Origin of the sequence: Clostridium magnum DSM 2767 (assembly GCF_001623875.1) — a bacterium.
Lineage (GTDB): Bacteria > Bacillota > Clostridia > Clostridiales > Clostridiaceae > Clostridium_AM > Clostridium_AM magnum.
This window is the reverse complement of sequence record NZ_LWAE01000001.1, coordinates 416,703-441,310: the sequence shown is the minus strand read 5'-3', so window position 1 is coordinate 441,310 and position 24,608 is coordinate 416,703. Positions and strand designations below refer to the sequence as shown.

The window sequence follows — 24,608 nt, the reverse complement described above, 5'->3', positions numbered from 1 at the left end:
CTTTTAATTTCTTGTTATTTGTACATTACCGCCTTCCCCTGAGATACTCACTCTTGGCTTTACATCATCATCTCTTTCAATATTTACACTTACTGTTTTATCAGTTTTGTTATAAATTTTTATATTAACACCTGAAGTATCTGTAGCATCTGATCTTTTATTTGAATATATTTTGAAATCTATACCACTTTCTTTAGGTGTAAATTCCACGCCATCCCCATCATACTGAGCTGGATATTTATCTCTACTGGTTTTATATTTATAATAGTACTTGTTATCTTTTTTAGTTAAATGTAACTCTACACTTTCTACTTGTGGATTATCAGCATAAACATATGTACTCTTAGTACTATCTTTTGCTCTTCCTAACATAACTGTTGGTAAATCTGAACTTACAGACCTTACAGACATTACAAAGTCATATATTGGTTCCTTTATAATTTTTCCAATATCTTCAATACTTGATAATATAGTATTTCCTTCCACAGCTCCATCAAAAGGATTGACCTTCCCATAAGCGTTATTAAACTCCCACTTAAAGAAATCCTTATCTTCATCTGAAATTTTAGGTATAGCATAAAGTTCTAATTGCATAGTTCCTGTAACTTGATCTGTTGCCCCTTGAGATATTTTTAAATTTGAAACAACAATTCTCTTACTGTAAGCCTCTGTACTTTTTATAAATTCCATTAAGTTTTTATAAGTGCCAATAAAATTTATGCTTACAGACATATTTTCCACAGAAGGCATATCTTTATTATTGTTGTTATTACTATTCTTAGTGCTATTATTCTTGCTATCACTATTTTTTTTAACTGGAATACCATTATATTCATCCACAATACTCTTCATATTGCTTTCTTTATCATCTTTGGTTTCTTTTTGTGTTTTTTGTACAGTGACAGCCTTTATATCAGAAAATGCAATAGAAAGTGCCTTCAAGTTGTTGTCAGTTAACAGCTTATCTATATCTACAATCAAATTTTCTTCTCTTATCTCTGGAAAAAGTCTTGAGGTCATGCTTGTTGCTTTAGCATAAATTATTTTTATGTCTTCTTCTTTCTTCTTTTTAGAAGCAATCTTACTACGTATATCCTGCAATTTTTTATCATACTCTGCTTTTTGATTTAAAATATCATTGAGTTTATCTCTTTGTAGAGAAAATACAAAGTTATAATATCCTTCCGTTACTAAAAGAAAAATCAGTACTGCCAAAAGTGTTTTTCCTCTTTTACTTAGCTTCATCTTCATCAGCTTCCTTTAACGTACATTTTATAGAAAAAGTATATTTTGAAACATTAGCTCCTGTAGTATCGTTACCTACAACAATGTTTCCTACAGCGTCAGTAATATTGGTAACCTGTACATCTTTAATATTATCTAAAGATTTTAGATTGTATTGAAGTTCTGCAGCGTTAACTCTACTCTCCGCAGTCCCCTGTATATCAATGCTCCCACCACTTCCATTCTCGCCAAGGGTAACAGAAAAACTTTTAAAGGATACTTTTCCTGGAAGGGATGAGCAGATTTTTCCCATTAATTCACTATTAACTAAATCCTTATTTTCGAGAGCACCATTTATAATATATACTTGACCATAATATTTATTTAATATATTGTATTTTCCATCAAGCTTATCTATTTCACTTAATTTATCTTTGATTTGTGGAGATTCTAATTCCTTTTTTATTGCCTCAAGCTCTCTTTGAGAATTCTTTATTTGAATTGTATTCCAAATAAAACTAGATATAAAAATTACACATAAAAATACTACAACGACAGAAGCTCGTAATAGCTTATTTTTCTCTTGTTTATTTTTACCATTATATGGTTCAAAGAAATTAAAATCTTGTTTATTTTTTTTCTCTTTTTTGGGTAAATCAATTTTTGTGTTACTAAGTTTTTTCAACTTATTCAGTAGTTCGTCTTTTTTCATAAGTTTACCCCCAACCTAAAGTCTTATTAATGCACCTATACCATTTAAAAAATAATCCATGTTTTCCTTAACTACATCTTTTCCTAACACTACATTACTGATAGAATTAATATTTGACACAGGAATATTTAGATTATTTTCCATATAACCTGCCAAATCTTTTAGCCTTGACGTTCCTCCATGTATGAATATTTTGTCTATTTTATTTCCAACCTTTTTATTAGTGTAAAATTGAAGAACTCTTCTTATTTCGTCAATCCAACTATCTACAGTTTCTCTTATTACTGCATTAGCCTCTTCCATATGGGCTATTCCTTTTTCACCTAACAAATCACAAAACTCTTTCTTTCTTTTTTCAGCTTCTTCTAAGTTAACATCAAAGCTTCTAGCTATGTTTCTATCTATAACATTTCCACCGGAAGATATGATTCTATTAAAAACCATTTTCCCATCAGAAAATATATTTATACTTATTTTTTCTGCACCCATGTCTATAACTGCTGTGGTTTGTTCCTTTACGAATATTTCTCCATTTATATCAAAGCTATTTTTAAACAGCTTACTTACTGCATTAAAGTTTACATCTAGTGCCTCTGGCTTTAATTGAAGTTCTTCTGCTAATTTAAGGTATTGTTCCGCCATATGTTTGGGATATGTAACTGTTAAGGCATTTAATTTATTTACAATACCCCCAGATGATTCATCTTTCACATGTTCTAAGACGTTATATTGAACTATGTAGTCTTCCATAATTATAGGAAGGTACTGTTGAATTTCAAATTGTACTACAGTATCTAGTTCTTCATCCTCAACATCTGGTACTAACACTTCTCTGCTTATAATATCAGTACTATTCGTTGTAAAAATGACATCCTTTGTTTTAATTCCATTGATAGCTAATACTTGGCCTATTGCCTCTGTTAGCTTTATTTTATCTGTTATATTTCCGTCCTCTATACAGTGAAGTGGAGTATACGTAATTATTAATTTATCTATATAAATTTTGTTTTTGTTGTATTTTCCATATGCTATTTTTATGTTTTGGCTTCCTATGTCTATTGATAGGATTTTTTTTAGAAACACTAAAATCACCTCTCTAAGGTTCTGATTTACTCTTTTATAACTTTTTCTTTTATTCTACAAACTAAGTGTAAGGTTAAAAAATATTTTAACTTTACACTTTAGTTTAATTGTCCCAAGACCTATTCATATACTATATGCTAATTAAGTGCTCTTAATTAGCATAATCGTTATGTGGTGTAGGATACACCTGTTTATCTGATGAAGCATGTGTGGAACCAGCATCTACGTAAACAGTTATACTCTTATCAGCATTATCTATAACTGCACAAAATTGAGTATTAACACTTGATGTATGATTATATTTTGGAACCGGTATAGTTTGCAATTTATTTTTTACTAAATCATCATTATCTGTTCCAGATGCTACGCTAGAGCTTATTTCAATTGTAGTACTACCTGTAGTCCCTGATAATGTTATTTTATCTTCAGTTATTAAAGTAGCCACTGCATCATGAATTAGTTTACCATTGGCAATATCTGCCTTCTTCTTTGCATTATCCTGTGTCCCCATTAACTTTGGAATAGCCAAAGCTGCTAGTATTGCTATAATGGCAACTACTATAATAAGCTCAATAAGCGTAAAACCTTTCTTCTTTTTAACTTTCTTTGTTAAAGTCTCTGTCATTTTTAATTCCTCCTTCAATTTTAAAAATTTTATTGTATGTTATTATACATATCAAACATCGGTAATAGCATTGCTACTACCATAAACCCTATAACTACACCCATGATCAAAATCATAAGTGGTTCTAGTATGGAAGTAAATTGTTGTATTGCAGTATCCAGTTCATCATCATAAAAGTCAGCAGTTTTGTCCAATATTTCATCTAGTGAACCAGACTCTTCCCCTATTTTAATCATGGAGCAAAGCATAGGTGGAAAAAAGCCTGCTTTTGCTAAAGGCTCTGAAAGTACACCTCCTTTCATCATCTGTTCTCTCACTTCCATCACTTTGTTTTCAATTATTTTATTTCCAAGTACCTTTGATACAACTTGAAGTGCTTGGATTAAGTTTACTCCACTGGTGAGAACTGTTGATAAAGTTCTTGTAAACCTAGAAATTATAATTTTTTCATTTATATTTTTAAATATAGGCAGTGTTAACTTCATTTTACTTGAAAAAATCTGTCCATTTTCCGTCTTAAAATAATACTTTAGTACAAAACCTATCCCAAGTATTATAACAATAAATAAGTACCAAAAACTTTTTAGAAAGCTGCTTGTTGCTAAAAGCATTTTCGTTGGTGCTGGGAGTATTACACCATTATCCTTAAACATACCAACAAAAATAGGCATTACAAAGGTCAACATTGCAATAACTACCCCTACGGAGATTATACCTAGTACTGTAGGATAAACCATAGCTGCTTTCACCTTGTTATTTATTTTACTTTCTTTTTCATAATGTTCTGCCATTCTTCTCATTACTGTATCTAGAGTACCACTGACTTCTCCAGAGTTCACCATATTTATAAATAAATCAGGAAATATAGTTCCTTGTTTTTTTAATGCCTCTGAAAATGTTAGTCCTTTTCTTACCTGCTCATCTACAGATACTATGCTATCTTTTAACTTTTTATTTGTAATCTGCTGACCGAGTATATTTAAGCACATACTTATGGTGGCACCTGCATTTAGCATAGTATAAAACTGTCTACAGAAAATAGCTATGTCCTTTGTTTTTACCCTTACAAATAACTTAGAGTCTATATTTGTACCTTCAACAATTTCTTCAATCTTCAGAGGGTAATAGTTATTACCTCTCATCATTGCTACAACATCTTCCTTGGTATTAGCGGTATAAACATTCTCAATTTTTTCTCCATTTTTACCTATTGCTTTATATTTAAAACTAGGCATATTATAAATGCACCTGCTTTCTTAATATGAAAATTCTAGCTATTCGTTTAAAAAAGCTACTTTTACAAGTTCATCTACCGTAGTTACTCCTTTAAGTACAAGTTCTTTACAGGCCATATTTAGAGTTCTCATACCATATTCCACAGACAAATCCTTTATAATATCACTATTTGCATTACTGGCAATAAGCTCTCTATGTTTTCTAGTTATCTCCATAATCTCATAGACTCCTGTTCTTCCGGAATAGCCTGTATTTTTACAATATCCACAGCCTTTCCCTTTATGCAGAATTAATTTTTTTTCTTTTTCAAAGCCCATTATTTTTTTCTCAGATTCATTAGCTTCATATTTCACTTTACAATAGGGACATATCTTCCTTACCAATCTTTGAGATATTATCCCGCAAACTGAAGTAGCTACTAAATAAGGTTCTGTTCCCATATCTATAAGTCTTGCAATAGAGGAAGGTGCATCATTTGTATGAATTGTACTTAAAACCAAGTGCCCTGTTATAGCTGCCCTTACAGCTATTTCAGCTGTCTCACTATCTCGTATCTCCCCTATCATTACAATATCAGGGTCTTGTCTTAATATTGAACGAAGACCGCTGGCAAAGGTAAGCCCTGCCTTAGCATTAACATTAACCTGATTTATTCCTGGAAGCATATATTCTACTGGATCTTCTACAGTAACTATATTGCATTCCACTTTGTTTAGATCATTTAAAATAGTATATAAAGTAGTAGATTTACCACTACCTGTAGGCCCTGTAACAAGAACAATACCATGGGGATTTTTAATTATTCTGTCTAGCTGTTCCTTCTCACTTTCTGCCATACCAAGCTTTTGTCTACCTATAGTGTAATTATCCCTATTTAGTATTCTAATAACTACTTTTTCACCAAATACAGTAGGCAATATTGATATTCTTAAATCTATTTCTTTGTCATCTACTTTTGTGATGATTCTTCCATCCTGTGGAATTCTCTTTTCTGCTATATTTAAATTAGATAAAATCTTTATTCTTGTAACCAGCGCTGCCTGAGTATCCTTGGGAATTTTTAATGCCTGCTGAAGTTGACCATCTACTCTGTATCTTATTCTCACATCTTCTTCAAAGGGTTCTATGTGTATGTCACTGGCTTTTACTTCAACTCCACTTTTAATTATATGATCTACCATTTTTACTGCTGGAGCATTTTTTATATCCTCAAACTCCATTTCATTCTGCTGGTTTAACTTTGCTTCCTGTTTTTTCTCTTTAGATAATTCTTCAGCGGCTTTTTGAACATATTGATCTGAATAGTATCTCTCTATAGCTCTATTTATTTCCCCTTTAGTAGCAATAAGCACCTGAACGTCGTATGCTGTTGCAATTTTCACATCATCTATAGCAAATATATTTAAAGGATCCCACATTGCAACAAGTATTTTATCTTCCATAAAAGCTACCGGTATTAGAGTATGTTTAGATGCTAAGTTCGCCGGTATGCTCATTACAGCTTTTTTATCCACATTTATCATGTCTAATTTTATTCTTTTGATTTTCAACTGCTGTTCAAGCACATTAATAATTTCATTTTCTGAAACAATTCCTTGACTTATTAGTATTTCTCCAAGACGCTTCCCTTGCTCCCTTTGTTTTTTTAGAGCTTCTGAAAGTTGCTCTGTAGTTATCTTTCCTTCTTCAACTAACATATCTCCTAGTCTTTTTTTTGTAGCATGATCCATATTACATTCCCTCTTTAATATCTTAATTAGCTTTAAGAAATCTCTTGTAAACTACTATTATTCTTTAAAAAGTTTATAGTTATCCCCAAGATAGCCCAATAAACTGGGGCAACCCCTACTACACTAATATTAAAGAATGCCTGTAGTAAATACCCTAGTATACTGCAAAATATAGGGATTATAAATATATTATTTTTTATATTATTCTTTGCCTTTAAAATTATCCCTCCAATGAATATTAAATAACAAATAAGTGAAGGTATGCCCATAGTAACAGCAGTATGCAAGTACTCATTATGTGCTTTATCAATCTTTTCTACATTAATGCTTTTAACATTACCCTTCTCATCCTTCTTTATATGGATAAATCCGCTGCCTGGTGTCACTACATCCTCTGTAAATTTTTCCATAAAAACTATACCAAATGTATCTGGACCACTTCCTATAAGTGGTCTATCTTTAAGTAGCTGGACACCTCTTTCCCATATAAAAAATCTATGTGATCCTGCACTTTCTTTATCCCTTGAATTAGTCAGAATAGACCATCCATCTGATTTTATAGTTAACATTCTATTTAGAGTCGCATTATTATTTATAGAATTAAATCCTATAGTAATAACAAAAAATATTATAATTATAGTAACAAATCTTTTAAGACTCATCTTATACTTATAAAAAAAGTAAAATAATAGACATACATAAAATACAAATGCTAACCAAGCACTTCTAGTATATCCACATAACATACATAGGTACAAAAGACAACTTAATAACAAGTATATATATTTTTTACTGTATACAAATGCAAAAATGCTTATAGGCATAATAAGAGTTATATAACTACCCATAAAGTTTCTATGACCTATTGTAGCAATAGCTTCTGTATGTCCTAGAACTTTTCTTAAAGGTTCAAATCCATAATATTGACATATACCATATATAGATATTATAAAGGATGAAACCACTAAATATTTTAGATGTTCCTTTGAAAACTTGTAGTATCTGGAACAAATAAAGTATATAAATATGTAGCAACATATAGCCGCAAAACCCTCTTCCCTTTTTGGTGCTCCTAAAACTGATTGATACGGATCTACAGACAATACTGTAGATATTCCTGCTAACAATATATATGTAACTAAAGCATATTCTCCTAGTTGTCCTTGAATTCCTCTGTTTCTGTATTTAATAAAATGAAATATTGCTAATATACCGCTTATTACATATACAAAGAGAATTTTTGGATGACTATACAAATCTGATGAAAATGGATTTATAATCAAGGGAACCCCACAAATTATTAGCAGAGTATATAAATTAAACACCTTAGTATCAGTCATAACGAATTTATTTCCTCCTCTGTCATATCAATATCTAGTTCTCTATTATTAAAAAATTAAAGAAGTATATAATACCCAAATTCTTTCTCCAACAAATATAGTTACAATTGCAGCTATAGCTATAAAAGGCCCAAAAGGAATATAGTCTTTCTTAGATTTCTTCCCTGATAATATAAGCAACAAACCTATTACTGATCCTATAATAAAAGATAAAAATAACATTATAATAGTAAGCTTTAAACCTAGGAATAATCCACATACAAGACAAATCTCTGCATCTCCCCAACCCATACCGCCTTTTGTTATCAATATTATTAAAGACAATAGTCCTCCACCTATAACTCCTCCATATATATAACTACCTATTGGTATATCCATATAAAGATATATACCTAGAAATATTGCCGAAGAAATTATACCTGTTAGAGTCGTTGAAAAATAAACATCTGTAGTATCTAAATCAATCATTGATACGACTACTAATAAACTTATTAATACTATATACTTAGCGAAATCTAAACTTATTCCAAATTTAATAAATGTAATTACAAATAATATTCCTGTAGTAAATTCTATAATTGGATATCTTATCGATACCTTTTCGCCACAGTATCTACATTTTCCTTTTAAAAACAAATAACTAATTATAGGAACTAAATCATACCCCTTAATCACATTTTTACAGGTTGTACAACTTGATGGCGGATAAACAATGGATTCTTCTCTTGGTATTCTATATATACATACATTAAGAAAACTTCCAATTATAGCACCAAATATAAAAATAATTCCAAATAAAATAATCATATTGACTCCTTATTTTATTTTAAACAAAACCCCATACTCATAAATATATCTATGAATACAGGGTCGGTTGCATCATTCACTCCATACACGCCATTGATGCCCAATTTTGGCTATGTATTTCTCAGTATCCCTAATTTACTTTTATTACTATTATTTTAGCATATTATATAAACATACTCAATAAACTTTTTTATCACATTTATATTTTATTACCTTCCTCTTACAAAACTCTGACAAAAGAAAAAAACTGCATATTAAACAGTTTTTAAAATTACTACACTTTTATTAATTAATCTATTATTTAATTTGCACCTTGTCTAACTATACTAGATATTGGTGGATATAAGTCATAGGAAATAACGTCTGAACTAGTGACTATTCCATTCTCATATGTATCTCTTTTTACTTTTACCTTATGTCCTGAATATCCAGTTTGCACAACAGAAACTTGACCTTCAGGCAAATCAGAATCATTGATAGTTTTTGTATCTGGTTTTATTGTTTCATACACATCACTTATAATGTCATATTTTCTTTTTGTTAAGCTGGAATTAGAATAAATGTTAACATATAAACTCTTTTTTTGTGTGTACGCATCTATATATATTGGATATTTCAATGTATTTTTAAATTTAAAGTCAATATTATTCCAATCTACAATGGCATCTAGCCCTAGCTGCACATATGAAAAGGGCATAATGTTATGTGTTCTTTCCACTGGTTTTATTCCAGCTTTCAATACAGCATTGTATAGAGTGGAAGATACTTGTGATATCCCTCCATTAAATCCCGATTCACTAACATTACCTTCTAGAATCGGTACCTCAACAAATCCTCTATCCTTTGTTCTTTCTCCTACACAATCATTAAAGCTAAAGGTTTCCTGCGGCATTAGTATCTTGCCATTAATCAGACTTGTTGCCAATTCAATATTGTGAGCTCTCTCATCTGTCGATAGTTCAAAGCTTGTACTAAAAGATGAAATATTAGTATCTATACTGGAAAGTTCACTTGATAAAATAGATGCTGCGACTTTTTCAATTGGAACTTGGATTTTTATATTTTCACTATATCTGCTATTTATTTCTTTCTTAATATTTTCTTCAAGTTTTTCTTCTTCTATCTTCTCTCCTTTGATATCGTCTGTAATCTTTATAGTACCATCATTTATCTTTCGAGCAGTAGCATTTTGTGGTTCCTTGTTAACGCTTTCTTCAACTTTATTTATAAAAGCCTTAATATAGTTTTCATTATACTCAAAGAATACATTGTACTGATGTGTGGTGCTTCTTTTTAAAAGCTCACATTTTTTATATGAATTAAGATTTTTTCCCAAGTTAAAAGCTGCATTAAGAACCTTATCCATATCATAGTTTGTAATTAATTTCGAATTCTCTAACACATAAACTTTATCATTAATTAATACATTTGTGTTATTTTTTAATAGCGGATCAATGTACTGTGATTGAATTAATTTTTTGGCTTCTGCTTTTGTCTTACCACTTAAGTCTATATTAGCTACTTTTATACCGGGATATATTAAGTTGTCCCACTTTTTACTTTCACTTTGTATTCTCCATGTAAAACCACATAGCATACCAACTGAACTGAGCAAAAACTCTAAAATTAAAATTTTTGCAGTGTTAGTAATACGATATTTTCTTTTTCTCATAAATGTACCTCTTAATTCTGCAACAGCTAATAAAATATAGCATTGACTATTATAAACTGCATAAGAATTTGTCTATGTAAAAATCATAGTGTGATTAATCACCCTTTTTAAAGAAATTTATGATGCTATTTATCTTTTCTATTTCGTATTGTACTGTATTACTCTGTTCTTGTAACATTGCTTCTTTTACATGTATTTCCTCGTTATAAGTATTTATTAGATTATTTAATTTTGTTATTTCTTCATTATATTCTTTTATTATATTATTAATTGAAGTGTTATATTCCTTTGTATACTTACTTAGTGCATTTAACCTTTTTTCACCATCTGAAAGAAGATTCCGCAAATTTGTATTTGAAGCTGCAATAATACCCATTAATGATTGCTTTTTTACTTCATATGGCAAACTTTCAGGAAGAGCGTTAATAAAGTTTCCTAACATAAAAACTGTATTAACATTACTATTTTCTATACCATATAAGTCATAAATCTCATGAATGTGCATATTCCTCTCATGGTTTGAATCTAATTTTGAATTTTTTTGCTTTTTTTCAGTATTACTTTGAAAAGATTCAGTATAACTTTCTTCCACATCTATTTCGATGTCTTTAGGTTCAACTTTCTTTTCTATTATTTCATCATCTATCTTGGAATTATCATTTGCTTCGTCGTTTACCTCATCATTTACCTCATTGTTTGCTTCATCGTTAACTTTTTCAACTAAATTAAGTTTTTCAAACACATCCATAAGTTTCGACATATTCTTCTCTCTCCTAATCATAAATCTCCTTAAACTTAAAATTTATATTTTTAGCATAATTTAAGGTGTTACTTCTAAATCCAATTATAATATATTATATATAATATCTTTCCCAAAAACTATCCCCACTACAAACATAACAAAACATACTATTATACAAGAAAACTTCTGCGTAATTTTATAATTTTTTAAAAACATAAATCTTTTCAGCAGTTTGAGAATAGCTTGATAAAAAAATAAGGATATAATAAAAGATATCAACTGAATGGCCAATAATTTCCACATCATAAATAATCACATCCACTTATTACTTAGCTTCATACTTTGTTAAAATATCTAACAATAAACATTTTTTCTCATTTGTAGTTAATTATATACTATTATATTGTCTAATTCAAGCTTATGCTAGCCCTCTGATAATAGTCTACATCAATTAATTATATGTCTCTACCATAAGTAATTATAGAAAGATATAATACCATTATCAATTCAATTTCCCGCTATTATAATTTGTCACTTTAGTAAAATTAATTATCTATACCTAACTTAGGTCCTATAAACCTTCTTGGAGTTTATAGAATAAGATGAATAATTATAAATTCCCGTTTCGTTATCTGTATATACTATAGACACACTGGCAACAATAACATATCCCTGAGAACTACAGCTTCCATTAGAATAAATAGAAAAATTATAGATTTTTGAATTACCTACATCATTTCTAGTAATTGAGCTCATAAGATTTGCTTTATACACTGCCAGGTTATCACCATAAAGTCCTCCATTACTATAGAGATTTGTTATTATAGTTCCACTAGCTACATTGCAATTATTCTTATTAATATAATCTATAAAATCATAAATACCTGTTTCTGCACTATAATAGGCCTTTGTTTTATTAAGTCTATCCATCGCTATTCTATTATTTTTAATACTAACCTCCACCATAAATGAAGCCATTATAAAAGTTATCATCATAATAATAACAACACTTAAAAGAGCAGAACCTTTTTTTTTCAAAAAATCCCTCCTTTACTTTTTACATTATCTTTTTATATTTACTGCAGTAGAACTGGTTATCTGAGTTTTTCCCTTTGAAGCTGATACAACAATTAATATTAGTTCATTCTCATCATTTGACGTTCCTTTCACAAGCTGAATAGAATTTATATTAAAGCATTGATTACCATTATTATCACTTAAACTCTTGCTTAAACTATTATAATATATATCAGGATTAGATGTGCTTGAATTCAAATCAATTAAAACCTTGCCATTTGAGCTTACCTGAGTTACCCCTATGCTACTTGAGCCTTGAAAAATCAAGTTGGTAAAACTGTAATTTCTAATTTCATCTGTGAGCATATTTAAAGCTTTGTTTGCATTATATTGAACATTAATATTATTGTTAAAACTAAAGGACTCTCTTATCTGTGAAAAAAAAACTTGATAAAGATACATAGAAAAAACACTAAATACTGCTATAGTTATCATTAATTCAATTAAAGTAAATCCTTTTTTCTTCATATAACTCCTCTTAATTTTTTAAAAAATGAGATGTTAATACAACTTCATTATTTTTATCAGCTATATCTTTACGTATTCTTACAGTAACTTCTAATAGTTCTGGCAGACCTTGATTATTAAGATTTTTTACTTGAACTATAACATTATATCCATCGATTTTTTCATACTTATTATGCAAATAATTATCATCTACATAGATACCAATGCCTGTTGTAGTAGTTTTAAACTTTTCCAAAAGCTTTTGTGCTTCCATCATCATATTTTGTCTATCAACTTGCATATTAATTTTTTTATTTGCTGCAATATTAAGTCTAATTACAAAAATAGACATTATCAAAAATATGGTAATGGCAATCATAACTTCTATATAAGTAAAGGCTTTTTTCTTCATTGTTAAACCTCTATATCCCTAAAATTTTTATTTTGTAATTCTATAATTGTTATATACATCAAACCCTAATAAGCTCTAAGATTATTATTTGCCACTAACTAATCTCATATAAGCATATTTATTGCCACCATAATCCACACCGTATATTTCATATCCACTGCCGTCATCCAATACATCTACAATTACAGTGCCTTTGTAGTCCTTGAAATCTCCTCCTGTAATATATTTACCAATTACTACTCCATAGCCGCTGCTAAAAGTGGTGCTGCTAACTATCTTTTTACTATTCCAGCTGGTTATATACGCATTATTTATTGTTAAGCCTTGAAGCTGCTGAAGGGCCAGACTACTCATAGTATCCTGATTATTATATGGTGAAGCGGCAACATTAGCGTTAACATGGCTTACTAAAGCATTATATACAGCTGAAACATTATTTGCTAAGGTTTGTGTCATTTGTGAAGTCACTTCAGTAGATAAATTAATTGTAGTATATCCAACGTTATTACCCTTTTGCTCTACTCCGTATACTATATATCCAACAGGATTTGAGGTTTTTACATAGACTATTACAGTTCCTGGTCTGTTAGAATATTTAGTATCTATATCTGACGTAGGTTGTGGCACTGAAATAATAGAATAATTTAAATTGGGATTCACCCATGAATTTTCATTGCCTATTGTATCAATATTTAGAAAATACGGATTTACAATATGTTTAGCCGAATTACCTGGTGTAAATTTGTTCATCAAACTATCATATAAAGGTCCTTGAATTATATTCCACATTTGCCCATTTGGCACTCCTTTTATTATATTTTCTATAGAAATACTTTTAATGTAACTAACTACATCACCAATATTCTTCGTGAGATTTGTGTCATTCCCGCCTTGATTTCCGCCATTGTCACTACCTCCAGGAATCACCCCACTTTGGGCACTAGGAGGAGTAGGTGGAAATTTAATAATATACATATTACTCATCTGTCCACTACTATCAACACCATATAACACATATCCCGTACTATAAATAATAATAACTACATTACCCTTTAATCCTATTCCCTTTGGTAAATTACCGCTGTTATTTACTGTATTGTTATCCGAAGGTAAATTATCAATATTATAATATATCAAAACTGATGAGATGGAAGAAGCTGTGATATTGGCTATATTACCCTTTGAATATATAGTAGCGCTGCTATTGAAAGGATTAATTAAATTATTGCTGCCTGAAAAGCTAGATGCCATATCTGCAGCAATATTGCTTAATATAGTAGCCAGCGCCTGTGAGCTAGTTTGATTTGAGTCAATGGATACTTGATAAGAAATTCCATCCTTACCTGATCTATTTTCTAGATAGCTTCTGGTTAGTAACACATTAGTGCCCACACTAGTGTCTTTTAATTGCTGTTTTATAGCTGCTGCTTTAGGTACTATAATCATAGAAAGTAATCCTATAATTGATATAACTATCATAATTTCTATTAATGTAAACCCGTTCTTTCGCCTCATCTTTATCCCACCTTGCAGTCCAATATGGATATTTACAAAATATGATCTTATAGAATTAAAAGTTGAAAAAGTAGTTTTCCAACTCAATTACTTACCTTTCTCATTTACTTAAACATATCTGAAATATTTTTAAACCCTTCCTTTTTGCTGTCATAAAATTCATAGTTATAATCCTCCTTCGTGTTATATTTTTTATTTTTTTGAATATATTGACAAAAAACTATATCAGCGGAAAGTTTGCTTTTAGTTAATAGATCTTCTATCAAACTTTGATTTGCTAAATTTTCTTCAACAGTAGCTATAGCTATGCTTTTTACATTTAATTGTCTAGTAGTCAAGTTAGCTAAATTTTTTATAAAATTTTCTATTTTTTCTTTCTCACCTATTACGTTTAGTTCTATTGTAAGTGTAAAAAAGCTCTCACTTGTATTTTTATTTACATCTCCAGTGGTTACCTTGTTCTGATTATTAGGAACTTCCTCTTGATTCAACAATTGAAAGGATACACTTTCTCCAGAAATATCATAAATTTTACATCCTGTATAAAAATCGTATATTAGCTGGGGAGTATTAATTTGTGAAGGTACTTTATTATTAAAATCTGATGTTTGATTTTTTAGCTTTTCTACTTCATTTTTCTCATTCTTTATAGCTTCCTTTTTGCTGTTAAGCTCATTTAACTTTTGTTGCTTTTGTAAATATTTACTTTTAGCTTTCTCCAAACTATCTAACTGATTTGCTATGAAATATGTGTATATAGAATAATTAATTCCCATAAATATTATTCCTATTAAAATCATCAAATCTTTTTTGTTTTTATCCACTTGGATTCACATCCCTCTAAGTTTTCTTAATTTTGAGACTAACTCTAAGTTCCTTTAAATCATCATTAAGTTTTATTTGTGGGAGTTCAACAGGTTCAAATATATTTATTTTATTTAGAGCAATGATTGTCTTAGCACCATCTAAGGTACTATTATTTATACTAACTGTTATATTTACATTTTCTTTATCTACAGTAATGCTTTTAATTAATATATCCTGAGGCATTCCTCTTCTTAAACTATCAAATATTGTAATATAATCAAATTCATCCTTTTGAATTTTTTTCATATTTTCAATTTTATTCTCATAAAGCTGTTTTTCACTTTCCAATTCCTTAGCTTCATTTTCTATGCTGCTAATAAGATTTATCTTTCTATCTATACTGGTTGTATCATATCTTTGAATACTTATTTTAGAATATATAAAAAATAGCAGAGTAACAAATATTGTTATTATAGAAAATACCTCTATTTCTAATAGTATTAATCTATTAACAGACCTTTCTTTTTTATCTCTTCTGAATAATTTATCCGCAAAATCAATTTTCTTATTATATATATTTTTTATTGAAGTATATGATCCTATAATATCGGAGTATATATTTCCGTTAACAGGACTCTTTTTAATTAGTTCCAGTAATCTACCACTTAGACCACTGACAACTTCCATGGAAACTTGACTATTTATTAAATTTAAAAGTTTTTCATTATTATATAATTCACCAAGAATATATATCCTATCAACTCTGTTTCCAAAGTGTCTTGTAGAATAAAAATTTAAAAAATACTCCAGATTCTCATACAACTCAACAAACTGTTCCCTATCAGAATCATAGCTTTCATTAGGAATATTAGAATAAAGAAATACTTCTCCTTTATCAAGTATTGTTAAAGTACTTTTCTTATTGTTAACATCTAATACGGCTATGCTTTTATCTTTTTCATCATCAAAAAGATTTGATATATAATTAGGATATATTCCAATTGATTTAGGGCTTAGCCCACATAATTTAATAAAATCTAATATTTCCTTCACTTTGCTTCGAGGAACTGCAGCTAGCATTATTGACATTTTTCCCTTTTCACCTTTCTTGGCTAAACATATAACTTCATAATCATAGCAATAATCATTCATACTGACTGCGAAATAGTCCTCTATGTTATTATCAATAAACTTTTTTAATTCTTTTTTATTCATTATTGGGGTTTCTATAACTCTTGTTATAATATTATCCCAATTTAATATTATATTTACATCTTTGTTTCTTATCTTAGTTTTTTCCCTAAGTTCCTTTATTTTATTTAGACTTTCTTCAAAAGCATAGCTCGGAGATGATATATTAGTTTCACTATGCTCATGTATTTTAATTGCTTTTTTTATTTTTATTGAATTAATCCCTCTCCGTATAACTGCAATATCTGCATAATTCTCTTTAAAGCTGAATACTATTCTATAAAACATATGTCTACCTCCTATTACAGATAGTTAACTTAATAATTTAACAACAGAGACTATACCCTAGATTATTAAACTTTTAGCAACTTATCTATAGGTACTTTAAGACTTACATTATTTCATGTTTTGAGTCATTTGCATTATAGGTAGTGCCATTGCAACTATTACTATACCTACAATACTTCCAATCACTAAGGTTAAAACAGGCTCGATTAAAGCCATAATTCTGGTAATCTGCAGATCTACTCGCTCATCATACTTATCAGCTAATTTTAGCATCATATCATCAAGTCTTCCTGTCTCCTCTCCAACTTTCATCATCTGTATTACAAGAGGATCAAAAACATTTTCATCTTCTATTGCTTCTGAAAAATTCATACCACCCTCAAGCTTAATCTTAGCATTCTCTATCTTTGTAGAAATAAATTCATTACTTATAACGGCCTTCATATTGTCCATTATTGTTACAATTGATACTGCTGATTTTAGAAATATACCCATACTTCTTGTAAATCTTGAGGTAATAATATTTTTATTTAATAGTCCTATACTAGGAATATTTAACTTAGCTTTATCAATAATATACTTAACTTGAGGTATAGTTATAGCATATTTTATAAGTATAACTATTAAAACTACAAATATAATAATAAATAAATAATTGCTATTTATATAATTCATTATTTGCAACAGCCATGTAGTAATTAGAGGTAATCTTACATCTGTAAACATATCCTTTAAATCTGGAAATATAAAAAAATCAAAAAAAACCACCATGCCAATTGATACTATTAAAATTAATAATGGATATATAGATGCACTTTTAATCTTACTTTTTATGTTAGCCTCCATTATGTAGAATCCTTCCATATTAAAAAGTATTGTGTCCAAATTACCACTAACCTCTCCTGTTATAAGCATATCTATAAGTAATGTTGGAAAACTTCCTGTCTGTTGTATTGCTGCTGACAGGCTATTTCCTCCTTTAATGCTTTCAATTAATGAACTTAGTATCTTTTTCATGTTATTATTTTTAGCTTGCTGCTCCATAATCTCTAATCCATTTAAAATATTTACACCTGAGTTTATAATCATTGCTATTTGTCCACAGAAATTAGCCAAGGCTTCATCATTCAAAGTTCTCTTTAAAAGTGCCAACTTTAATAAAGTATTTTTTTCTTTAACATATATTATTTTCAAATCTCTCATTTTTATATTTTCTATAACTCTTTCAATATCAGCCCCTTCTTCAATTCCTTTTACTATATTGAACTGTTGATCCCAAGCCTTATATATAAATTTCTTCATAGAATCATCCTTCAAAATTTATTTACTCTACTATTGACTTGTTTCTCCATAGGTTGCTCTAAGCAACTCTTCAACTGTAGTTAATCCTTGAAGAACTTTACTAACGCAGGATTTTCTTAGAACATTCATTCCCTTTTCTATAGCCAGTTCTTCAATTATACTAACGGAAGTATTATTATCTATAAGATTTTTTATCTCCTTATCTATTTCCAGTATTTCAAATATACCTATCCTTCCTTTGTACCCACTATTATTACAAAAGCTGCAACCCTTTCCTCTACTTAAAGTAACAGGTTCACCTATTCCTAAAACCCTCATTTCACTTTCATCACTTATATATTTTTCAATACAATTAGGACATATTTTTCTTACTAATCTTTGGGATATAACTCCTATTAAAGTAGCTGATATTAAAAATGGCTTTATGCCAATATCTAAAAGTCTGGTAATAGTAGATATTGAGCTATTCGTATGCACTGTAGATAGGACCATATGTCCTGTAAGCGATGATCTTATAGATATTTCTGCTGTTTCACCGTCTCTTATTTCTCCTACAAAAATTATATCTGGATCCTGCCTAAGTATACTTCTTAATCCACTTGAAAAATCAAAACCTATTTTTGTATTTACCTGCATCTGATTTATGCTCTTTAATTTATATTCAACTGGATCCTCGATTGTTATTATATTCTTAGATACCTCATTTAAAACATTTAGAATTGAATACACTGTAGTTGTTTTGCCACTGCCAGTTGGTCCAGCTACTAGTATGATTCCATATGGCTTTGATATCATTCTCTTTAATTTAATTAAGTCAACTTGCCCTAATTGAAGTTTTTCTAAATCCATTGAAAAATTATTTTTATCCAGCAATCTCATAACAATTTTTTCTCCTGAAATTGTTGGCACAGTAGAGATTCTTATATCAATACTTCTATTCCTTGATTTATAAATAATTCTACCGTCTTGAGGAATTCTATTTTCTGCTATATTTAAGTTAGCCATTATTTTAACTCTACTTATTACAGCGGCAAGCATATTTATATCTGCCTTCATAATTTCTCTTAAAATCCCATCCACTCTAAATCTGACTCTCATTTCTCTTTCATCTGGTTCTATATGGATATCAGAAGCATTATATAATGTGGCATTCTCGATTATTGTATTCAAAAATTTTATTATAGGTGTAGAAGCTTCATCTACTATCTCATTATCCTTATCCTCATTTTTATTAATATAATTTTTACTATAACTATGTGCTGCTTCCTGAGCTCTACTTCTTCCATAATACTTTTCTATATTCTCGAGTACGCTATTTCTGAGTGCAATTGCTATCTTCACATTATATCCTGTGGCTAATTTAATATCTGCAATAGCAAAATAATTTAGGGGATCACTCATTGCAATTAATAAAGATCCATTTAAAATATCTATTGGAATTACCTCATACTTCTTTGCAATATTTACAGATATAATATCTATAATGTCCTGTTTTATGTTGATACTATCTAAATCAATTAGGGGGATTTCTAATTGATGCTTTATTGCATTTACTATTTGTTCATTTGTTGTGAATCCTCTATCTACAAGTACTTCGCCAAGCTTTCCACCGCTATCTCTTTGTATAATAAGAGCCTTTTGTAATACATCTTCAGTTATAACACCTGCATCTATAAGTATTTCTCCTAAACGCTTTTTTATCTTTGCCATATCTTAGACCTCTCTTCAAATCATTATTAATTATAATTTCTATCATCGAAGTCCAGTTTATACTTTTTTAATATAATATTCATGTATAAATAGATAAAGAGGCTGTTATATTAAGAACTTTACATACAATATATTGTTTTGCAAGTTTAAAATTAGCACAGTATATTGTAGTATTTATTTTTAGTGTAACAACCCCTTTATCCGTATTACTTCACTATAAATACTTGTGTTGGCAATCCAGCATTATCTATGCCATATACCACATACCCATCTGTATGAACATCTACAATCACTTGTCCTGCATAAGTAGTTGATTTCACTACACTTGGAACAGAATATGAAGATGAAATGCTTGTTGTCGGAATTCCTGTTCCTGTAAAGGTAGCTCCATCTACAATGACTGTAAAAGCATCACTACTACTGCTAATTGGATTAATTAATTTTTGTGAATTATCAGTATTTGAAATGAATGCTGTAGTCATTGCACTATTTAACTCAGAGCCACTTAAATATGAATTAGCTGAGCCATTAATTGAAACCTTTGTTTCTAAGTATCCTCTTACCGTATTAACATTTGTAGTTACTCCTGCATTCTTAGATTGATTCTTAAAAAGCTGAGATTTTGGTATTAGTACTACTGCAAGTATTGCAATAATAGCAATTACTATCATGAGTTCGATTAGAGTAAATCCCTTTCTTTTCATAAGACACTGTCCTCCTTAAAGCTAAAGCTGCCATCCTTTAAAGTTATCTTATCCACATAAAGTTATCTTATTCCTCTTATATAAATAATTTTTGTAAAAACAAAACGCCATGTGAAAACACATGACGTTTCATTTTAATCTTAGTACATTCCGTCCATACCCATTCCTGGTGCTCCTGGCATTGCAGGTGCATTTTTTTCTGGAATATCAACTACTGCAGCTTCAGTAGTTAAGAATGTTGCTGCTACAGATGCAGCATTTTGAAGTGCTGATCTTGTAACCTTAGTTGGGTCAACTATACCATCCTTTAACATGTTTACATAAGTATCATGTAAAGCATCGTACCCTATTCCAGCTTCACTATTTCTAACTTTTTCAATTATTACTGAACCTTCAACTCCAGCATTAGTTGCTATTTGTCTTACTGGTTCTTCAAGAGCTTTTTTGATTATGTCTATACCAACTTTAACGTCTACAACATCTGAAGTTAATTTTGCAACTTCATTAATTGCATTAACATAAGCAGTTCCACCACCAGCAACGATTCCTTCTTCAACAGCTGCTTTTGTAGCTGCTAAAGCATCTTCTATTCTTAATTTTCTTTCTTTTAATTCTGTTTCAGTTGCAGCACCAACTTTGATTACAGCTACTCCACCTGCAAGCTTTGCAAGTCTTTCTTGTAATTTTTCTCTATCGAAATCTGAAGTAGTTTCTTCAACTTGCTTTCTTATTTGTGCTACTCTGTTATGGATAGCTGTTTTGTCGCCTTTTCCATTTACTATAGTAGTATTTTCTTTTGAAACTTTAACAGATTCTGCTCTTCCAAGCATTTCTATTGTAGCTTCTTTTAAATCTCTTCCTAATTCTTCTGAAATTACTTCTCCGCCAGTAAGTATAGCTATATCTTGAAGCATTTCTTTTCTTCTGTCACCAAATCCTGGAGCTTTTACTCCTATGCAAGTAAATGTTCCTCTTAATTTGTTAACAACTAGAGTAGCTAATGCTTCTCCTTCTATATCTTCAGAGATTATTAATAATTTCTTACCTTGTTGAACTATCTGCTCAAGTACTGGTAATATATCTTGAATGTTTGATATTTTCTTATCTGTTATTAGGATATACGCATCATCAATTGAAGCTTCCATTTTTTCTGTATCAGTTACCATGTATGGACTTAAATATCCTCTATCGAACTGCATACCTTCAACTACATCTAGCTCAGTTCCCATAGATTTTGATTCTTCTACAGTGATAACACCTTCGTTACCTACTTTTTCCATAGCATCCGCTATAAGCTTACCGATTTCTGGATCAGCAGCTGATATTGCAGCAACTCTTGCTATGTCTTCTTTTCCTTCAACTGGTCTTGAAATCTTCTTGATTTCTTCAACAGCTTTTTCTACAGCTATTTTTATACCTTGTCTTATAAGCATTGGATTGCTACCAGCTGTAACATTTTTTAATCCTTCTCTTATTATAGCTTGAGCTAATAATGTAGCTGTAGTTGTTCCATCTCCTGCTACATCGTTTGTCTTTGTAGCAACTTCTTTAACAAGTTGAGCTCCCATATTTTCATATGGATCTTCTAATTCTATTTCTCTTGCTATAGTAACACCATCATTTGTTATAAGTGGTGCACCAAATTTCTTATCAAGAACAACGTTTCTTCCTTTTGGTCCAAGTGTAATTTTAACAGTATTAGCAAGCTTATCTACACCTGCTTGCATAGATCTTCTAGCTTCTTCACTAAATAAAATGCTTTTTGCCATTTTAAAAAACCTCCCTATAACTTCTATCTTCTATTTAACACGCTTAGAATTTAATTACTCAACTACTGCTAGTATATCGTCTTGTCTTAGTATAGTGTATTCTACACCCTCAACTTTAATTTCATTTCCAGCGTATTTTGAGAATAATACTCTATCCCCAACCTTAACTTCCATTCTTACTTCTTTTCCATCAACTACTCCGCCAGGACCTACTGCTACAATTTCAGCTTCCTGTGGTTTTTCTTTTGCTGTTCCTGGTAAAACTATTCCGCTTTTTGTAGTTTCCTCAGCTTCAATTCTTTTAATAACAACTCTGTCTCCAAGTGGTCTGATATTCATTATAAACCCCTCCTTAAAATAGTAGAATTTATTTTAAATAATTTATTAACTTATCTTGTTAGCACTCGTCATGATTGAGTGCTAATACAATTATTATAATAATCAATAGTTTTTATATTTTCAAACTCCAATTTCATACTTATTAAATTGTTTATTGTCAAATAGGCCGATTTATAATAAAATTAGTAAATATTTCTCCTTATTTCTATTGATTACATTACTATACTGTTTATACATAAAATTTTCACACACAAAAGCATACTTCTATATTATTATCTATTTATATGGATATAATACAAATAATATAAAAAAATCAAAATTTATGGGAGATTTTAAAGATATATGAGAACTACACATACTTACATCTATTATTTTTCCAAGCTATTATTAACTATTTTTCTTTTTCTGTTTGTTTTTATATTTTCAGTAAAGGTTACATTAAACTTTAAACCTCTTTATTACTTCGATATAAAATATTTAAATATCGAAAAATATACTAATTTAAATATAGAGCAAATTAAATCCACTTATGATTATTTAATAAACTATATCAATACTCCTAAACCTACTGGCTTCAAAATTCCTCTTTTAATCTCATCCAGAGAAGGAATAATTCACTTTGAAGAAGTAAAAAAACTATTTACCAACCTTGATTATATACTCCTTATATCTACTTTATTTATTGCACTTGGAGCATATTTCATGAAAAAAAATAGAGACTTTTCACCTTTAAAGTGGTGCTCAAATCTTCTTTTTTTCTGCTGCTTGCTTATATTAACAGCATTTTTCATAAACTTTAATAAGTCTTTCGATAGGTTTCATGAGATATTTTTTAATAATGATTATTGGCTTCTTAGTCCACAAACAGATCCTGTAATTAATATTTTACCTGAAGAATATTTTCTCCACTGTTCTATTCTTATATTAATCTTAGTATTATGCTGGAGTGTAATATTGAGAGTAATATATAAAAAAATTAATTCCTCTAAAGGATATTCCTAACTTTCCTTAGAGGAATTACTTCTAACTATACTTGATATTATTTTTTCTCCTTTAAATATGCCTATTAAAAATAAAACTACAGCTACAATTCCTATAGCAACTAAAGTAATACGGTTTCCCGAATTAATTTTTGCTCCAAAATAAGCAGATATAAAGATGCCAGGTATTCTTCCTAAAGTAGAATAAAATATAAAATTCTTAAATGTTATATTCGATACCCCACATATATATGCTAATACATCCTTAGGTATACCTGGTATCAGATACAATAAAAAAACTATAGAATTTATTTTTCCCAGATTTAAAACCCTTTGAAAAAACTTTAAATCCTTATCGGATATTATCTTATCAATTAATGGTTTTCCATAAAAATTAGAAATAAAATAAACCATCATGCTTCCTGTTGTTATTCCTAAAAGTGATAATCCACTTCCAAAAGTGGTACCATATATATATCCACCTGCAATTTGAACAATTTCTCCAGGAATAAAGAATGCAACTACTTGAATAACTTGAAGAATAAAAAAAGCAAGTACGCTGTATTTACCATAGGACATTATTATTTTTTTCAATTTAGCTGGATCTTTAAATAGCAAAAAATATCTATGATAGTACTCATAGGCTATAAAAATTAAAAAGATAAAAATCAAGCCAAGAATTATGTATGATTTGTTTTTCGACAGTTTGTTTAAACTTTCTTTATGAAACTTTTTGTACATATATCCACCCTAATCCTTAAAAATGTATATTTTAAAAGTTATCTCTAATTATAAGTCAAATCTTGTAATATTCAATATATAATTAATATAGTGGTCGATTAGTGCTACATTTACTACTTCTACTATTAATACAATTGAATTTTCAGTTCGTCTAT

The 24,608-nt window shown here is 29.5% G+C and carries 23 protein-coding genes; 1 reads left to right on the top strand and 22 read right to left on the bottom strand.

What is annotated here, in order from left to right; translation table 11 throughout:
- Nucleotides 1-3: 3 nt before the first annotated feature.
- From CLMAG_RS02120 to groES, 21 genes are all read right to left on the bottom strand, one after another.
- Nucleotides 4-1,245, bottom strand: coding sequence for a hypothetical protein (locus CLMAG_RS02120; RefSeq protein ID WP_066617282.1), 1,242 nt, complete (start codon nucleotides 1,243-1,245; stop codon nucleotides 4-6).
- On the bottom strand, nucleotides 1,232-1,936 hold the full coding sequence (locus CLMAG_RS02115; protein ID WP_066617280.1) for a PilN domain-containing protein: 705 nt from the start codon (nucleotides 1,934-1,936) through the stop codon (nucleotides 1,232-1,234). The genes CLMAG_RS02120 and CLMAG_RS02115 overlap by 14 nt, the downstream gene beginning before the upstream one ends.
- Nucleotides 1,937-1,951: 15 nt before the next feature.
- Entirely contained in the window at nucleotides 1,952-3,019 is a 1,068-nt protein-coding gene (gene pilM / locus CLMAG_RS02110; protein WP_161486911.1) for a type IV pilus assembly protein PilM, read from the bottom strand.
- Nucleotides 3,020-3,170: 151 nt separating this feature from the next.
- Nucleotides 3,171-3,644: a prepilin-type N-terminal cleavage/methylation domain-containing protein gene (locus CLMAG_RS34125; RefSeq protein WP_066617279.1), complete on the bottom strand. Its 474-nt coding sequence runs from the start codon at nucleotides 3,642-3,644 to the stop codon at nucleotides 3,171-3,173.
- 29 nt (nucleotides 3,645-3,673) lie between these two features.
- On the bottom strand, nucleotides 3,674-4,879 hold the full coding sequence (locus tag CLMAG_RS02100) for a type II secretion system F family protein (protein WP_066617277.1): 1,206 nt from the start codon (nucleotides 4,877-4,879) through the stop codon (nucleotides 3,674-3,676).
- Nucleotides 4,880-4,918: 39 nt separating this feature from the next.
- Nucleotides 4,919-6,610 carry a GspE/PulE family protein gene (locus CLMAG_RS02095; RefSeq protein ID WP_066617275.1) on the bottom strand — a complete coding sequence of 564 codons (1,692 nt, stop codon included), beginning with the start codon at nucleotides 6,608-6,610 and terminating at the stop codon, nucleotides 4,919-4,921.
- Nucleotides 6,611-6,642: 32 nt separating this feature from the next.
- Complete coding sequence (locus CLMAG_RS02090; protein ID WP_066617268.1) at nucleotides 6,643-7,950, bottom strand: O-antigen ligase family protein; 1,308 nt, start codon at nucleotides 7,948-7,950, stop codon at nucleotides 6,643-6,645.
- Between the two features lie 48 nt (nucleotides 7,951-7,998).
- Nucleotides 7,999-8,757, bottom strand: coding sequence for a prepilin peptidase (locus CLMAG_RS02085; RefSeq protein WP_066617265.1), 759 nt, complete (start codon nucleotides 8,755-8,757; stop codon nucleotides 7,999-8,001).
- A gap of 301 nt (nucleotides 8,758-9,058) precedes the next feature.
- Nucleotides 9,059-10,429, bottom strand: coding sequence for a VanW family protein (locus CLMAG_RS02080; RefSeq protein ID WP_066617263.1), 1,371 nt, complete (start codon nucleotides 10,427-10,429; stop codon nucleotides 9,059-9,061).
- A gap of 94 nt (nucleotides 10,430-10,523) precedes the next feature.
- Nucleotides 10,524-11,189, bottom strand: a complete 666-nt coding sequence (locus CLMAG_RS02075; RefSeq protein WP_066617261.1) for a hypothetical protein — start codon at nucleotides 11,187-11,189, stop codon at nucleotides 10,524-10,526.
- A 546-nt stretch (nucleotides 11,190-11,735) separates the two neighbouring features.
- Entirely contained in the window at nucleotides 11,736-12,209 is a 474-nt protein-coding gene (locus tag CLMAG_RS02065) for a pilus assembly PilX N-terminal domain-containing protein (protein ID WP_066617249.1), read from the bottom strand.
- A gap of 24 nt (nucleotides 12,210-12,233) precedes the next feature.
- On the bottom strand, nucleotides 12,234-12,716 hold the full coding sequence (locus tag CLMAG_RS02060; RefSeq protein ID WP_066617244.1) for a PulJ/GspJ family protein: 483 nt from the start codon (nucleotides 12,714-12,716) through the stop codon (nucleotides 12,234-12,236).
- Between the two features lie 10 nt (nucleotides 12,717-12,726).
- Nucleotides 12,727-13,107: a type II secretion system protein gene (locus tag CLMAG_RS02055; protein ID WP_066617241.1), complete on the bottom strand. Its 381-nt coding sequence runs from the start codon at nucleotides 13,105-13,107 to the stop codon at nucleotides 12,727-12,729.
- An 84-nt stretch (nucleotides 13,108-13,191) separates the two neighbouring features.
- Nucleotides 13,192-14,622 (bottom strand): prepilin-type N-terminal cleavage/methylation domain-containing protein, encoded by a 1,431-nt coding sequence (locus CLMAG_RS02050; protein WP_066617234.1) that lies wholly within the window; start codon nucleotides 14,620-14,622, stop codon nucleotides 13,192-13,194.
- A 104-nt stretch (nucleotides 14,623-14,726) separates the two neighbouring features.
- On the bottom strand, nucleotides 14,727-15,446 hold the full coding sequence (locus tag CLMAG_RS02045; protein WP_066617231.1) for a hypothetical protein: 720 nt from the start codon (nucleotides 15,444-15,446) through the stop codon (nucleotides 14,727-14,729).
- A 16-nt stretch (nucleotides 15,447-15,462) separates the two neighbouring features.
- Nucleotides 15,463-16,908 carry a pilus assembly protein PilM gene (pilM, locus tag CLMAG_RS02040; RefSeq protein ID WP_066617228.1) on the bottom strand — a complete coding sequence of 482 codons (1,446 nt, stop codon included), beginning with the start codon at nucleotides 16,906-16,908 and terminating at the stop codon, nucleotides 15,463-15,465.
- 108 nt (nucleotides 16,909-17,016) lie between these two features.
- On the bottom strand, nucleotides 17,017-18,210 hold the full coding sequence (locus CLMAG_RS02035) for a type II secretion system F family protein (RefSeq protein ID WP_066617225.1): 1,194 nt from the start codon (nucleotides 18,208-18,210) through the stop codon (nucleotides 17,017-17,019).
- A gap of 30 nt (nucleotides 18,211-18,240) precedes the next feature.
- A complete protein-coding gene (locus CLMAG_RS02030) occupies nucleotides 18,241-19,920 on the bottom strand; it encodes a GspE/PulE family protein (protein WP_066617214.1) in 1,680 nt (559 codons plus the stop codon).
- Nucleotides 19,921-20,126: 206 nt separating this feature from the next.
- Nucleotides 20,127-20,624: a prepilin-type N-terminal cleavage/methylation domain-containing protein gene (locus CLMAG_RS02025; RefSeq protein ID WP_066617212.1), complete on the bottom strand. Its 498-nt coding sequence runs from the start codon at nucleotides 20,622-20,624 to the stop codon at nucleotides 20,127-20,129.
- A 140-nt stretch (nucleotides 20,625-20,764) separates the two neighbouring features.
- Nucleotides 20,765-22,393, bottom strand: a complete 1,629-nt coding sequence (groL, locus tag CLMAG_RS02020) for a chaperonin GroEL (RefSeq protein WP_066617209.1) — start codon at nucleotides 22,391-22,393, stop codon at nucleotides 20,765-20,767.
- A 54-nt stretch (nucleotides 22,394-22,447) separates the two neighbouring features.
- Nucleotides 22,448-22,732 (bottom strand): co-chaperone GroES, encoded by a 285-nt coding sequence (groES, locus tag CLMAG_RS02015; protein ID WP_066617206.1) that lies wholly within the window; start codon nucleotides 22,730-22,732, stop codon nucleotides 22,448-22,450.
- Between the two features lie 342 nt (nucleotides 22,733-23,074).
- Here groES and CLMAG_RS02010 point away from each other — a divergent pair, with 342 nt between their 5' ends.
- Complete coding sequence (locus CLMAG_RS02010) at nucleotides 23,075-23,734, top strand: TIGR01906 family membrane protein (RefSeq protein WP_066617205.1); 660 nt, start codon at nucleotides 23,075-23,077, stop codon at nucleotides 23,732-23,734.
- Here the strand turns inward: CLMAG_RS02010 and CLMAG_RS02005 are convergent.
- Nucleotides 23,731-24,453, bottom strand: a complete 723-nt coding sequence (locus CLMAG_RS02005; RefSeq protein WP_066617204.1) for a TVP38/TMEM64 family protein — start codon at nucleotides 24,451-24,453, stop codon at nucleotides 23,731-23,733. The genes CLMAG_RS02010 and CLMAG_RS02005 overlap by 4 nt on opposite strands.
- Between the last annotated feature and the right edge of the window lie 155 nt (nucleotides 24,454-24,608).

Excerpts from the sequence above, each read along its gene's own strand:
- groES (WP_066617206.1), bottom strand. The coding sequence starts at position 22,732 with ATGAATATCAGACCACTTGGAGACAGAGTTGTTATTAAAAGAATTGAA.
- CLMAG_RS02060 (WP_066617244.1), bottom strand. The coding sequence starts at position 12,716 with ATGAAGAAAAAAGGATTTACTTTAATTGAATTAATGATAACTATAGCA.
- CLMAG_RS02075 (WP_066617261.1), bottom strand. The coding sequence starts at position 11,189 with ATGTCGAAACTTATGGATGTGTTTGAAAAACTTAATTTAGTTGAAAAA.
- CLMAG_RS02025 (WP_066617212.1), bottom strand. The coding sequence starts at position 20,624 with ATGAAAAGAAAGGGATTTACTCTAATCGAACTCATGATAGTAATTGCT.
- CLMAG_RS02100 (WP_066617277.1), bottom strand. The coding sequence starts at position 4,879 with ATGCCTAGTTTTAAATATAAAGCAATAGGTAAAAATGGAGAAAAAATT.
- CLMAG_RS34125 (WP_066617279.1), bottom strand. The coding sequence starts at position 3,644 with ATGACAGAGACTTTAACAAAGAAAGTTAAAAAGAAGAAAGGTTTTACG.
- CLMAG_RS02055 (WP_066617241.1), bottom strand. The coding sequence starts at position 13,107 with ATGAAGAAAAAAGCCTTTACTTATATAGAAGTTATGATTGCCATTACC.
- CLMAG_RS02005 (WP_066617204.1), bottom strand. The coding sequence starts at position 24,453 with ATGTACAAAAAGTTTCATAAAGAAAGTTTAAACAAACTGTCGAAAAAC.
- CLMAG_RS02090 (WP_066617268.1), bottom strand. The coding sequence starts at position 7,950 with ATGACTGATACTAAGGTGTTTAATTTATATACTCTGCTAATAATTTGT.
- CLMAG_RS02050 (WP_066617234.1), bottom strand. The coding sequence starts at position 14,622 with ATGAGGCGAAAGAACGGGTTTACATTAATAGAAATTATGATAGTTATA.
- CLMAG_RS02035 (WP_066617225.1), bottom strand. The coding sequence starts at position 18,210 with ATGAAGAAATTTATATATAAGGCTTGGGATCAACAGTTCAATATAGTA.
- groL (WP_066617209.1), bottom strand. The coding sequence starts at position 22,393 with ATGGCAAAAAGCATTTTATTTAGTGAAGAAGCTAGAAGATCTATGCAA.
- CLMAG_RS02115 (WP_066617280.1), bottom strand. The coding sequence starts at position 1,936 with ATGAAAAAAGACGAACTACTGAATAAGTTGAAAAAACTTAGTAACACA.
- CLMAG_RS02120 (WP_066617282.1), bottom strand. The coding sequence starts at position 1,245 with ATGAAGCTAAGTAAAAGAGGAAAAACACTTTTGGCAGTACTGATTTTT.
- CLMAG_RS02080 (WP_066617263.1), bottom strand. The coding sequence starts at position 10,429 with ATGAGAAAAAGAAAATATCGTATTACTAACACTGCAAAAATTTTAATT.
- pilM (WP_066617228.1), bottom strand. The coding sequence starts at position 16,908 with ATGTTTTATAGAATAGTATTCAGCTTTAAAGAGAATTATGCAGATATT.
- CLMAG_RS02030 (WP_066617214.1), bottom strand. The coding sequence starts at position 19,920 with ATGGCAAAGATAAAAAAGCGTTTAGGAGAAATACTTATAGATGCAGGT.
- CLMAG_RS02095 (WP_066617275.1), bottom strand. The coding sequence starts at position 6,610 with ATGGATCATGCTACAAAAAAAAGACTAGGAGATATGTTAGTTGAAGAA.
- CLMAG_RS02085 (WP_066617265.1), bottom strand. The coding sequence starts at position 8,757 with ATGATTATTTTATTTGGAATTATTTTTATATTTGGTGCTATAATTGGA.
- CLMAG_RS02010 (WP_066617205.1), top strand. The coding sequence starts at position 23,075 with ATGAGAACTACACATACTTACATCTATTATTTTTCCAAGCTATTATTA.